The organism is uncultured Clostridium sp. (assembly GCF_963527835.1).
GTDB lineage: Bacteria > Bacillota > Clostridia > Clostridiales > Clostridiaceae > Clostridium.
Genome location: NZ_CAURTC010000064.1, coordinates 1 through 12,993 on the forward strand (window position 1 = coordinate 1; position 12,993 = coordinate 12,993).

The 12,993-nt window shown below is 27.2% G+C and carries 11 protein-coding genes; 2 read left to right on the forward strand and 9 right to left on the reverse strand.

The genetic code is table 11. The features are described 5' to 3' along the window. Positions 1 to 7: 7 nt before the first annotated feature. The 6 genes from RYM86_RS17900 to RYM86_RS17925 all read right to left on the reverse strand — a co-directional run bounded on the left by RYM86_RS17900 (position 8) and on the right by RYM86_RS17925 (position 6,440). Positions 8 to 727: a PH domain-containing protein gene (locus RYM86_RS17900; RefSeq protein ID WP_315082180.1), complete on the reverse strand. Its 720-nt coding sequence runs from the start codon at positions 725 to 727 to the stop codon at positions 8 to 10. Next, the gene (locus tag RYM86_RS17905) at positions 705 to 1,211 is read right to left on the reverse strand and encodes a PH domain-containing protein (RefSeq protein ID WP_315082182.1); all 507 of its coding nucleotides are present in this window, start codon (positions 1,209 to 1,211) and stop codon (positions 705 to 707) included. Before RYM86_RS17905 ends, RYM86_RS17900 begins: the two co-directional genes overlap by 23 nt. 344 nt (positions 1,212 to 1,555) lie before the next feature. Next, a complete protein-coding gene (locus RYM86_RS17910) occupies positions 1,556 to 1,996 on the reverse strand; it encodes a GNAT family N-acetyltransferase (protein ID WP_315082183.1) in 441 nt (146 codons plus the stop codon). A gap of 426 nt (positions 1,997 to 2,422) precedes the next feature. Next, positions 2,423 to 3,667: a glutamate-5-semialdehyde dehydrogenase gene (locus RYM86_RS17915; RefSeq protein ID WP_315082185.1), complete on the reverse strand. Its 1,245-nt coding sequence runs from the start codon at positions 3,665 to 3,667 to the stop codon at positions 2,423 to 2,425. Positions 3,668 to 3,682: 15 nt separating this feature from the next. After that, positions 3,683 to 4,492: a glutamate 5-kinase gene (proB, locus tag RYM86_RS17920; protein ID WP_315082186.1), complete on the reverse strand. Its 810-nt coding sequence runs from the start codon at positions 4,490 to 4,492 to the stop codon at positions 3,683 to 3,685. A gap of 253 nt (positions 4,493 to 4,745) precedes the next feature. Continuing rightward, complete coding sequence (locus RYM86_RS17925; protein ID WP_315082187.1) at positions 4,746 to 6,440, reverse strand: methyl-accepting chemotaxis protein; 1,695 nt, start codon at positions 6,438 to 6,440, stop codon at positions 4,746 to 4,748. A 249-nt stretch (positions 6,441 to 6,689) separates the two neighbouring features. On the opposite strand from RYM86_RS17925, the gene RYM86_RS17930 reads away from it, so the two are divergent. Further along, complete coding sequence (locus RYM86_RS17930) at positions 6,690 to 8,045, forward strand: YjiH family protein (protein WP_315082189.1); 1,356 nt, start codon at positions 6,690 to 6,692, stop codon at positions 8,043 to 8,045. Positions 8,046 to 8,103: 58 nt separating this feature from the next. Here the strand turns inward: RYM86_RS17930 and RYM86_RS17935 are convergent, their stop codons facing one another. Together RYM86_RS17935 and RYM86_RS17940 are read right to left on the reverse strand one after the other, a co-directional pair. Next, positions 8,104 to 9,804, reverse strand: coding sequence for an ABC-ATPase domain-containing protein (locus tag RYM86_RS17935; RefSeq protein ID WP_315082191.1), 1,701 nt, complete (start codon positions 9,802 to 9,804; stop codon positions 8,104 to 8,106). Further along, positions 9,805 to 10,386, reverse strand: a complete 582-nt coding sequence (locus RYM86_RS17940) for a DUF1836 domain-containing protein (RefSeq protein ID WP_315082192.1) — start codon at positions 10,384 to 10,386, stop codon at positions 9,805 to 9,807. A gap of 220 nt (positions 10,387 to 10,606) precedes the next feature. Between RYM86_RS17940 and RYM86_RS17945 the strand changes: the two genes are divergently transcribed. After that, positions 10,607 to 11,254, forward strand: coding sequence for a hemolysin III family protein (locus RYM86_RS17945; RefSeq protein ID WP_315082193.1), 648 nt, complete (start codon positions 10,607 to 10,609; stop codon positions 11,252 to 11,254). A gap of 281 nt (positions 11,255 to 11,535) precedes the next feature. Here the strand turns inward: RYM86_RS17945 and RYM86_RS17950 are convergent, their stop codons facing one another. Continuing rightward, positions 11,536 to 12,849 carry a sodium-dependent transporter gene (locus RYM86_RS17950; protein WP_315082194.1) on the reverse strand — a complete coding sequence of 438 codons (1,314 nt, stop codon included), beginning with the start codon at positions 12,847 to 12,849 and terminating at the stop codon, positions 11,536 to 11,538. Positions 12,850 to 12,993 lie beyond the last annotated feature (144 nt).

The window sequence follows — 12,993 nt, forward strand, 5'->3', positions numbered from 1 at the left end:
GCCCCCATTACGGACTTTCACCGATTAGTACGTGCCCATGCTGGGCACACAATATAAATAATACTTTTAATATTAAATTAAAAGTACTGCTATATAATATATAATCCTTTAATGACCAAAAGTAAGTTTCAACATTATTAACAACAGTATCCTTAAACATTCTACTGAATTTATTGCCTATAACAAATAAAGCTATAATCCATCCAAATTTATTTTTTGTTAATGCATAAATTATTATACCTTTAACATCTACTTGTAGTTCATTAATTCTATCAGTGACTTCTTCAATATCATCATCTTGTCCTGATACAGCTTTTTTTATTATTAAAGCATATTCCTTTTTTACAACCATCTCAAATTCTGCTTCATTTAAAGTTGCATTGCCACTATTTAATTTTAACGTCACAGATCCAAGAACTCTATCTAATAGGCTTGTCTTTAAATCAACTGTAGTTATTTGTTTAAGCGGAATTTGTTCTTTTGTTTTTTCTATAATTCCTTTTACATAAATAAACATATTATCTTCAATGTAAAAAAATCTACTTTTCCATAGTAATATCGAATACAGCACAATAAAAAGTCCTATAATTGATGTCCAAACAATAAAATTAAAGTCTTCTTTTATTTTTATTAATGCAAATAGAACTATAAATATCAAATATATATTAGAAACTATATTTTTTATTATATTGCTCCAATGCCCTCTATAAACTTCTGTTTTTCTCATTAAATTCTTCAACCTTTTCTTTTATTTTATTATTTAAATATTCACCTATCTCCTCTGCAACTTTAACTTCTATATTAGGAATTTCATGTGAACCTCCAGCTGTAAATATTTCGATATTAGCAAGTCCTAATTTTGAATTTATAGGTCCTCTATTAATTTTTATGTGTTCTATTTTTATTATTGGTACAATAGTTCTTTTTTTAGTTAAAATTCCTTTAGTAAAGTCTATCTTATCGCTAGTAAGTTCATATACCCATGTTTTATATTCTATTATTGGGTTTATAATAACATCTATGATACATAATAAGCCTATTATTTCTATTCCAAATAAAATGTATTTAGCATTCTTTACTACCCATTGGATCTCAAATTTAAACTTCATAATATAAAATACAGTTAATGAAATTATTAGAAATAATACTGTTCCAATTGCTCTAGAAATAATCCAAGATTTAATAGCATTTTTGTGTAATTTACTCCCCATATGTCCCCCTTGATGTTTTAATTTATAGAACAAAATCGCCTAGGCGATTTTTTTAGCCATGCACCCTTTCCAAACGCAGTGCAGGAATAATGGTGCGGCATATGATTATTTTTTATTCTTTAGAGATACTCATCACCCCTTTAAAATACAGTATTCTAGAAATTATCCACAAATTTAAGATTTTTATAAATTCTAAAGAATAAAAAATCAGACCATATTTTAATATATAGTGATAAATACTAAATAAATATAATTCAAATGAATCCACTTAATATAAATTTACTTGTAAATATCAAATTTTTATTAAAACATAGCCTAAAATATTATAAAACGTATTAAATATTTTACATTTTCATTTTAATATGAGGAATATCAACTTCATCATATACATCTGAAATAACTTTAAAACCAACACTTTCATAAAGTTCTTTTACATATAATTGAGATGATACAACAATTTCCTCTTCATTAAGTTTATTTTTAAGAAAATCTACGCCTTTTTTCATAAGTTCAAAAGCTATGCCTTTTCTTCTATATTCTTTTAGCACAAGAACTCTACCTATTGAAGATTGATTATATGTAATTCCACTTGGAATAAGTCTTGCATAAGCAGCTATTTTATCAGAATCCTTTAAAAATAAATGATAAACTTTTTTGTCTATATCATCAAAATCATTTTCTTGATAAATCCTTTGCTCACAGCCAAATACTTCATATCTAGCCTTACATATTTCATATAATTCGTCTAAAGTAAGTTCATTAAATTTTTTAATCTTCCAATCCATAAAATTCTCCTTATCCTAAATTATAAATAAAATAATCAAAAAAATCTCTGATTAAATTCTTAATTTTTACTAAATATATCCATATAATAAAACATAATCATGTCAATTTTATACCTAAAAGCATAAGATCAACATGATTGATTAGGTTCAAATCTGTATTTTAAGCAATTAATATTATAGTATAATGGCGAACTGGCATTGAAATTTGCTTTTTAGAATACTTAACAAAGATTTGTTTAATTAATTGCTTGTCAAAAGTAAGTGTCCAAATTTTACATTTGGAAACACGAACTTTCACACAGTACAATATTTCATTGGGAGCATGCATTAATTGGACTGATCTTTGTTTTTAGTATTCTTAAAGTAAATTCCTCAGTCCAGTGAGCTTTATACTATAATATTAATACTTTCTTAAAATACACAATACTACCTTACTTGACCATTTCCGTAAATGATGTATTTTGTTGTTGTAAGTTCATTTAATCCCATTGGACCTCTTGCATGAAGTTTTTGAGTGCTTATTCCGATTTCTGCACCAAATCCAAATTCGCATCCATCTGTAAATCTTGTTGAAGCATTAACATAAACTGCCGCTGCATCAACTCTTTGCAAGAATTTTTGTGAACTTTGATAATTATTAGTTATAATAGCTTCTGAATGTCCTGATCCATACTTGTTTATATGTTTAATAGCTTCATCTATATTATTTACAATTTTAATACCAATTATGAAATCAAGATATTCCTTGCTCCAGTCTTCATCTGTGGCTTCTTTTACATCATTGTCTATTTTCATTACACCACTATCACCTCTTACTTCAACATTTTTTGCTCTTAATGCTGAAATAATCTTAGGTAAAAATTCCTCTGCAATTTTTTCATTAACTAATAGCTTTTCTTCCGCATTACAAACAGCAGGTCTACTTGTTTTTGCGTTTATTATTATGTCTTCTGCCATTTTAAAATCAGCTTCTTCATCAACATAAACATGACAGTTTCCTACACCAGTTTCTATAACAGGAACAGTTGCATTTTTAACAACAGCTTGAATAAGACCTGCTCCACCTCTAGGAATAAGAACATCTATATATTCATTTAATCTCATCATTTCATTTGCAATTTCTCTACTTGTATTTTCTATTAATTGAAGTGAATATTCTGGAAGTCCTGATTCTTTTATACCTTCACAAAGTGCCTTAACTATTGCTTTATTAGAATTTATTGCTTCACTTCCACCTCTTAATATTACTGCATTTCCTGCTTTTAAACATAATCCTGCTGCATCACAAGTAACATTAGGTCTAGCTTCATATATTATTCCAATAACCCCCATTGGAACTCTTTGCTTACCAATTTGAAGACCATTTGGTCTCTTCCACATAGAAATAACTTCACCTATTGGATCATTAAGATTAACTAATTGATTTAATCCATCTGCCATATCTTCAAGTCTTTTTTCATCTAAAGAAAGCCTATCAAGCATAGCCTTTGATGTCCCTTTTAGCATAGCATTCTCTAAGTCTTTCTTATTTTCAGCAAGAATATATTCCTTATGCTCTAGTAATTTTTGTCCCATTTTTATTAAAGCATTATTTTTTTCAGTTGTTGTAGCATTCATAAGAACATATGATGCTTCTTTTGCTCTTTCACCTTTTAAAATGAGTTCTTTCATTTTTTATACCCCCAATTATTTTTTACCTACAAATAATGTTCCCATATCTTCACCATCTAAAACATTTAATATAGTGCTTGGATCACTTCCATTGGCTAAGATCATATCTACACCTGAAGATACTGCTGTTTTAGCTGCTGTAAGTTTTGTTACCATTCCACCAGTTCCTAAATTTGAACCAGCTCCTCCAGCACAGCTTTCTAATTCTGGTGTTATTTCTTCTACAATTTTTAATAATTTTGCGTTCTTATTGCTTCTTGGATCAGAATCATAAAATCCATCTATATCAGATAATATTATTAATAAATCAGCCTTTACTAAAGTTGAAACTATAGCTGATAAATTATCATTGTCCCCAAATTTAACGATATTTTCTATCTCATCTATTGAAACTGTATCATTTTCATTAACTATTGGAATTATTTTATTTTCCATTAATGTTTCAAATGTATTACATACATTTTCTCTAATATGATCATCTTCTACTACATCTCTTGTAAGTAAAACTTGACCAACAACATGGCTATATTCACCGAAGAATTTACTATATATATGCATAAGTTCACATTGTCCTACTGACGCAACTGCTTGTTTTTCTCTTATGCTTTCGGGCTTTTCTTTTAACTTTAATTTGCTTACACCAACACCTATAGCGCCTGATGTTACTAAAACAATCTCTTTTCCTGAGTTAACAATATCAGATAAAACTCTAGTTAATTTTTCAATTCTTCTTAAATTGATATTACCATTATCATAGGTTAATGTTGAAGTTCCTACCTTTACAACTATTCTATTTGCATTAATTAAATTTTTACGAAAGCCCATATTTTTTTCTCTCCTTAAAGTTAAATTCTTATGATATTTATATTACTATACCTTATTTCTCTTATCAAGGTAACTAAAAAAAGCTATACCTTAATTTTTATTAAGATATAGCTTACATAACTCCTTCTGAGTTCTAATTTACATTACAAGTTTTAGTTTTTTAAAAATATTTATTAATATATGCAATAGGTACAGTTCAATTACTCAGTCCACTTTGCTTATGCATATATCAATACTCTGCCAAAATATAAACCTAATCTTTTAATCTAAATTTTGATATTTCTTGTTCTAAAAGTTCTGCTTGTGATGCTAGTTCTTGTGTTGCAGCTGCGGTCTCCTCTGCTGTTGCTGAATTCATTTGAATAACTTCAGATATTTTATCTACTTTAACTGACATATCTCCTAAAGCTTCAGATTGATACTGTGAAGAATTTGCTATTTGTTTTACTAACTCAGCTGTATTATCTACATTCTTTACTATATCTTCTAAAGCATCTAAAGTTTCATTAGCTAATACATTGCTATTTTTTACAAACTTCATAGAATTTTGTATTATTTGATTTGTATGCTTAACTTCTTTTGATGATTGTTCTGCTAATAACTTTACTTCTTCTGCAACTACTGCAAATCCTTTTCCAGCGTCTCCAGCCCTAGCTGCTTCTATAGCAGCATTTAATGCTAACAAATTTGTTTGAGATGCAATTCCTTCTATTGTATTAGTTATTATCTCAATTTCATTTGACAATTCAGTTACTTTGTTCATGGATTCCATAAGCTCTTCCATTTTTTTATTTCCATCTAAGACCATTGTTTTAGTCTTTTCAAAAACTTCATCAGCTTTTTTAGTGCTATCAGTATTTTTATTTATCTTAATTAAAACTTCATTAAATTTAGAAAATAAATCTTCTACTGAATTTGCTTGCTCTACTGCACCATCAGACAAACTTTGAGTAGTTGAAGCTATTTCTTCTGAACTACTTGCTACTAAATCAGCTGCTTCATGTATATTTTTAAATATACTATTAAATGAATCTATAATATTATCTAAAGAAACTTTTATAGGCATAAAATTGCCTTTGTATTCTATTAAAGTTTCTACATTTAAATTTTCATGTGCTATATTTTCTATAACTCTTGATATATCATTTACATAACCACTTAAGTTTTTTATAGTTTCATTTAAATCCCTACTCATTTCTCCCATTTCATCATCAGATACATAGCTATTATCTATACTTAGATTTCCTTCTGATAAATCTTGGGATACTTTTTTCACATGATTAATTCCCTCAAGTAAGCTAGATTGAATTACTCTGCTTATTATTATAATTGAGCTTATCATTAACATTAGTATTATAACTGCTAATATAAATATTAAGTTTTTGATTTTTTCAGCTTCTTGTACAAATGTTAAAGCATTATTATTAGTAGTCTCTCCAATCTCTATTAAATTTTCTCTGGCGTTTTGTATTCCATCATCATATTTTCCAGTAATTAGTTCATAAGCTTCTAAATCCTTATTATCTAAAAGTAATGAATATATTTCTTCCCTCTCATCTTGTACTTTCTCCATATTATTTTCAAATTTATCAATTAAATTATCTTCATCTGTATATATTTTCCTAATATTAACTATATCTCCTTCTAATGATTTTACTTGATCATTCACACTAGAAATATTAGTTTTTATTTTATCTTCTTTTTGTTCAATTAGAGCTTGATACATATCTCTTTGCATCTTTAAAAAATCAGTTTTCATGTTCCAAGTTATTTCAACAGCCTTAAATGGCTCATTATATAGCTTAGTAATTTTATTAGATACAAATTGTAGACTCATTAATGACATAATCATAAAAATTAAGGTAAATACTAATATTATAGAAAAACTTGTTCGTACTTTTTTTCTTATAGAGAAATTCTTGAATTTTTTCTTAATTCTTTTGTACATATAAATTTCCTCCTTAGATATTTAATCCTGCCTAAAGAAAATATAAATAATTAAATTCTTTTATATATTATATGTAATCATATGTATTAAACTGCAAATTTTTACATGCCTTTAGTTAAAATTATTATGTATAAAATATAATATTTTAAAATAAAAATTAAACTTTTATTTTGAATTAGTACTATCTTTTTTGCTTTTTCTATATTAAAATAATAAATATTGTATATTTATAAAAAAAAGGGGATAAAAATGAATAAAAATACACAAGTAAATATAAATTTAAATATTTCCTCATTATTGAAGTTTATAATTCCATCACTTATAGGAATTTTATTATTTATGACTCCAATAATGATAAACGGACAATTCACAATTCCAATAGCATTCTTATCAAATTTAGTTGTAAACACATTAGAAAGTGTTTTACCACTTATCGCTCTTATATTAATATCAATTTCTGCTATTGGGAGTATATTAATAAAAATTTTTAAAACTGAAAATAAAGTTTTAAATTCATTATTTAACATTAGTTATTCTTGGCTAAGTGCTAGAATAATAGGAATGATTTTAGTTATAATGACTTATTTTAAAGTAGGACCTGAATTTATATGGTCTGATAGTACTGGTGGAATGATTTTATTTAGCCTTCTTCCACTATTAACTGCAGTATTCTTATTTGCTGGTTTATTTTTGCCATTATTACTTAACCATGGCTTATTAGAATTTGTAGGAGCGTTATTTACTAAAGTTATGAGACCTTTATTTAAACTCCCTGGTCGTTCTTCAATAGATTGTATTACGTCTTGGCTTGGGGATGGAACTATCGGAATATTATTAACTAGTAAGCAATATGAAGACGGATTTTATACCCAAAAAGAAGCTTCTGTTATAGGAACTTCGTTTTCAGCTGTTTCTATAACATTTAGTTTAATGGTTATAACTCAAGTTGGACTTTCACATATGTTTGTTCCTTTTTACTTGACAGTTACTTTCGCAGGTATAGTTGCAGCTATTGTACTTCCAAGAATAAGACCATTATCTAAAAAGCCTGATACATATATTGATGGTAGAGAATTAGAAAAAAATGTAGACCTTATTCCTAACGGATATACTCCGTTTACATGGGGATTAAAAAATGCTATTGATAAAGCTGAAGATAATTTTAGCTTTCGCTCATTTGTTGAAGATGGTCTAAAGAATGTAGTAGATATGTGGATAGGAGTATTACCAGTAGTTATGTCTATGGGTGGAATTGCCCTTATAATTGCTGAATACACTAGTATCTTTTCAATGCTTGGATTACCTTTTATACCATTGCTAAAGTTATTACAAGTTCCTGAAGCTGTTGCAGCTTCTAAAACATTAGTTGTTGGTTTCGCAGATATGTTCATACCATCTGTATTAGCTGCAAGTATTGAAAGTGAAATGACTAGATTTATAATAGCGTGTACATCAGTAACACAATTAATATATATGTCAGAAGTAGGTGGATTACTTTTAGGCTCAAAAATACCAGTTTCATTTAAAGAATTAGTTATAATATTCCTAGAAAGAACTGTTTTAACATTGCCTATAATAGTATTAATAGCAAACTTACTATTTTAAAAGTGAGTTGATATTGTAGTATAAAGCTCACTGGACACTACAATATCAACTCCCCTTTTTATATTTTTAAACTACGAAATCTATTAAATGTGGCTATTATTTCTTGTCTTCTTGGCATTGATAATCTGCCATTCCCACCTTTTATATTGCTAATTGATATAATTCCGTTCTTTTCTATATAGTTTATTATTTCATCTGTTACTTCTATTAGTGTTTTCTTTCCATCTATAATATTGCCTTCTGCCCATTTCATTATTTCTCCAATAGTGTTGATTTGTTCGCTATCAACAATTTGTTCAACTGCTCTTAAATCTATATTTTCTTTATTAATAGCTAATCCATCTGCACCTAGAGTTTTTATTTTTACGCCTTTATAACTTTTTTCAATGCTACCCTTTTTTATAACTCTATTTAAATTTATATTTATATCAAGATTTCTCTCCTTGATTTTAGAAAGTATTTTTCCTTTACTTAGCCCTTTAGCTTCCTTGGTTACATCTTTTATATTGTAGCAATCCATTTGTATCACAGTATCAGCTATATCAAAATAATCTCCACTACTTCCCACTACAATAATTGTTGATATTCCATTTTGATTATATAAATCCCTAGCAACTTCAATAAAAGGTGTTATAGGTTCTTTATCTTTAGAAACTAGCATCTGCATTACATCATCTCGAATCATAAAATTAGTAGCTGATGTATCTTCATCTATTAAAAATACACTTGTTCCACTCTCTATTCCTTCTATTATATTAGCTGCTTGAGATGTACTTCCACTTGCATTTTCACTATAAAATTTAGTTGTGTCTTTTTTATTAGGTAAATTATTTATAAATAATGATATATCATCTTTATTTATTACCCTTCCATCTTCTGCCCTAACTTTTAAAGCAGTATCGTCTGTTATTACAAATTCTCTTCCATCACCTTCAATATGATTATAAACTCCAAGTTCCAATGCATTTAGTAATGTGGACTTTCCGTGATAACCTCCACCAACTATAATAGTTATGCCTCTTTTAATACCCATTCCTATAATTTCACCCTTATTAGGTAAATTAAATTTGACTTCTAAATTTTTAGGAGATTTAAATGGTATTCCATCTTTCAACGGTTTTGTTGATACTCCAGATTCTCTAGGTAATATAGATCCATTTGAAATAAATGCTATTAAATCATTATTTTTTAATTCATGTCTTATAAATTCTTGATCTTCAACTAATCTCACTTGTTTTATAAGTTTATTTCTATCTATATTTTTATAGATCAATGATGATTCTACTATTTTAGGTAAAAAATCAAATAAAATCTTTTCTAATTCCTTAGCAAGAACACTTCTACCCCTTGCTGGAAATCCAACTTCTATTCTAGCTTCTATTTTTTTATCACTTATTACAATAGAAGTTCTATCTAAAATTTCTTGTGTACATTCGCTTATAGAAATTAATCCACTTTTTCCTGATCCAAAAACTTTACTGCTATATGAATATATATTTTTATAGAATTTTCTAGTTAAATAATCTTTAACAGCTATCTTTTTATAAGTATCGTTTAATAATTCTTCTGGAATATTTGAAACTTTCTTATCCATTATTATTCTTACCCTAGATGGTGATGCAAATGGATCTCCTTGAACATGATCTATTGATAATGTATAACTATTAAATTCATAGCATCCTTCAAGTTGCTTATATGATTTATATCCTTTTCCATCTATATTCATTAATTCTTTACGCAAATCATTAAGATTCTTCATTTATTTTTCATCTCCCATAAAGTACTCATCAATTAAAGCTTCTCCCATTCTTCTATACATATTACTCATAGATATCATTGATCCCACAAGTAAAAATTTTTCTTCAAAATCACCATTTATATTATTTTCACTTAAAAGATTTTTTACATTCTCTTCTTTGTCATTCATATATTCCTTAAATTCATTAACATCTTGAGAGTTCATATTTAAATATGTTTTATAAAGAGATCTTAAATCATATTCTTCATTATTTTCATATTTTCCAACTATATTATCTAAAGTAAGTTTTATATCATTTATTGATAATGCTCCCTTTAAATCGTATATTAAACTCATTAATATTAAATGCTCTTTTGAATATTTTTTATTCTTTATACTCATTAATAATTTCGCTTTAGCATAATTATTAATCATAGTCTTAGTTAACACCTTATCTTCTTCTTTTCTTTTAAGAACTGATAATGTATTTTCAAAAAGTTGAATAACTTGATCCATATATAAATCTAATTCAGGTATATCCTCTAAATTTATTTTTTTATCTAAGTTTAAGTTTTCTATTATATTTTCTATATCATTTGTCATTATTTCACTTCCTAATCTAGTTTTTAAAACTACTTGATATATTGTCCATATTTAATTTTAATAGTATTACTTATAAAATTCAAGAAAATAGCTAAAAATATGATTAAATAAGCTTAAAATAGGTTTTTATAGGCTTTGACTTTTATATAACTATATAAGATAATTTTAATATAATAACAAGTAGTCTTAAAAACTACATATTGAGTATATGGAGGTATTTATGGATAAATATTTAAGAGAACCAGTTAATGGATTAACACATCTTATAGGAGCTGTCTTATCACTAGTAGGGTTAGTTTTAATGATAATTAAAGTAAATATGTCACAAGGATCTTTGATAGAATATGTGTCTATTATCGTTTTTGGAATTAGTATGATTTTATTATATAGTGCTTCGGCAACTTATCACTCTGTTATTGCAGATTCAAAAATAATTAAACATCTAAAAAAAGTAGATCACTCTATGATTTTTGTACTTATAGCAGGATCTTATGCACCATTTTGTTTAATTGCATTACAAAATTCTATTGGCAATAAACTTTTCATAGCTGTTGCTGCATCTGCTTTAGTTGGGATAATATTTAAAATTTGTTGGGTTACATGTCCTAAATGGTTAAGCAGTGTCATATATATTGCTATTGGTTGGTTTGCTATTTTTGCAATTTACCCATTATCAATAGCACTTTCACCAATAGGTGTAAGCTTGCTTGTTTTAGGTGGATTAATGTATACAATAGGTGGCGTAATATACGCTTTAAAGAAAGATAAAATAAAGATAGGTATCTTTGGATCTCATGAGATATTTCATGTCTTTATAATGCTTGGAACGTTATGTCACTTCATTTGTGTTTTTAATTATATAATTTAGTAGTACGTATTGATAGATGTGTTGGTGAAATAAACTAAGTAGCTTTACTTAATAAAATAAATAAAAAGTAGCTATCTTTCTAATTTCTTGGTCATCAAGGCTAATAACAATACTTTCCTTTATAGGCGTCTTTATTACCATAACTTATTCTATTCTTATACTAAAAAAAGTAGTGAAAAAGTAGTGAAAAAGTGATTATGCTTTAAAACAAACGAAAAAAGCACTCCATTCAATTAAAAATGGTAGTGCTTTTTCATATAATTTTATTTATTATTTTTTATTTAACCAATACCACCATATATAACTCCAAGTACTATAACTACTATAGTTATAATCACAAAAACATATTTAGCAAGGTATATAAAATTCATTCCTAATTCTCTGCTAGCACCTTTATTTACTTCTATAAGTGCTTTTTTAGAATCTCCTAAGTAGTAAAATACTAAAAATACTATAAGTGCTGCTAGTGGTGATACTATTATGGTAATAAAATTAGTGAAGTTATCAAATCTAGCCATACTTAAATTTAAAGGTATTGATAATATAAATGTTATTACTGCTATTGTAATAGATGCTTTTTTTCTATTAAGCTTTGTTTGTGAAATCAATGCTTCAACTGGACCCTCTAGCATATTAATAGATGATGATATAGCTGCAAATAATAAACTTAAGAAAAATACTATAGCTATTATTCTTCCACCAGGCATAGCCTTAAATATTGTTGGCATTGTTATAAATAATAGTGGTGGTCCTGCCATTGGATCTAAATTAAATGCAAATACAGATGGCATTATAACAAATGAAGCAAGTAATGCTGCTATTGTATCTAGTATTGCTGTACTTAAAGCAGACTTTGGTATATCAAAATCATCTTTCATGTAACTACCATATACGACCATTCCACAACCATTTAATGATACTGTAAAGAAAGCTTGTCCTAAAGCCATTATCCAAGTATTAGGTTTAAGTAAAAATTCCCACTTAGGATTTAATAAGTATTTAACACCTTCCATTGCTCCTGGAAGTGTAAGTGATCTAATTGCAAGTAAAATAAATATTACAAACAACGCTGGCATAATTATTGTATTTATTTTTTCTATACCCTTTGTTACTCCTACATAAACTATAGCTAATGTTAATGCTATAGCTATAAAATTCCAAACTATAGTTTGACTTGTTCCTGAAAATCCTTCAAAAAAATTATGAACATCTACTGAAAACAATTCTCCTGTAATACTCATTGAAAAATATTTCATTATCCATCCTACAACTATGTTGTAAAACATAAATACTCCTGCTAATCCTATTACAGGTATTAATGCTACTATCTTTCCACCTTTTTTATTTTTTTCAGCAAATGTTGTTATAATTCCTGCTGCTGAACCACCTTTAAATTTTCTTCCAAAGGCAAACTCTGTTATTAATCCTGTTGAACCTAATAACAATACAAAAATAAAGTATGGAATTAAAAAAGCTGCTCCTCCATTTTGACCTAATCGATATGGAAACATCCATATGTTTCCTAGTCCTACTGCTGCTCCTATACATGAAAGTATAAAACCAGTCCTACTCTTAAAATTTTCTCTCTTAGCCATTCCTACTGTCCCTCCTAAAATAAATAAAAAATTATAAAGACTACTTTGAACTAATTATAAGATTTTTCTATTTTTATAATTTTCCAAAGAATAATCGAGTAGGAGCTAAATAATTATTTTATTTAGCGTCCTCTCACACCACCG

Excerpts from the sequence above, each read along its gene's own strand:
- RYM86_RS17930 (WP_315082189.1), top strand. The coding sequence starts at position 6,690 with ATGAATAAAAATACACAAGTAAATATAAATTTAAATATTTCCTCATTA.
- RYM86_RS17935 (WP_315082191.1), bottom strand. The coding sequence starts at position 9,804 with ATGAAGAATCTTAATGATTTGCGTAAAGAATTAATGAATATAGATGGA.
- proB (WP_315082186.1), bottom strand. The coding sequence starts at position 4,492 with ATGGGCTTTCGTAAAAATTTAATTAATGCAAATAGAATAGTTGTAAAG.
- RYM86_RS17925 (WP_315082187.1), bottom strand. The coding sequence starts at position 6,440 with ATGTACAAAAGAATTAAGAAAAAATTCAAGAATTTCTCTATAAGAAAA.
- RYM86_RS17940 (WP_315082192.1), bottom strand. The coding sequence starts at position 10,386 with ATGACAAATGATATAGAAAATATAATAGAAAACTTAAACTTAGATAAA.
- RYM86_RS17900 (WP_315082180.1), bottom strand. The coding sequence starts at position 727 with ATGAGAAAAACAGAAGTTTATAGAGGGCATTGGAGCAATATAATAAAA.
- RYM86_RS17915 (WP_315082185.1), bottom strand. The coding sequence starts at position 3,667 with ATGAAAGAACTCATTTTAAAAGGTGAAAGAGCAAAAGAAGCATCATAT.
- RYM86_RS17945 (WP_315082193.1), top strand. The coding sequence starts at position 10,607 with ATGGATAAATATTTAAGAGAACCAGTTAATGGATTAACACATCTTATA.
- RYM86_RS17950 (WP_315082194.1), bottom strand. The coding sequence starts at position 12,849 with ATGGCTAAGAGAGAAAATTTTAAGAGTAGGACTGGTTTTATACTTTCA.
- RYM86_RS17910 (WP_315082183.1), bottom strand. The coding sequence starts at position 1,996 with ATGGATTGGAAGATTAAAAAATTTAATGAACTTACTTTAGACGAATTA.
- RYM86_RS17905 (WP_315082182.1), bottom strand. The coding sequence starts at position 1,211 with ATGGGGAGTAAATTACACAAAAATGCTATTAAATCTTGGATTATTTCT.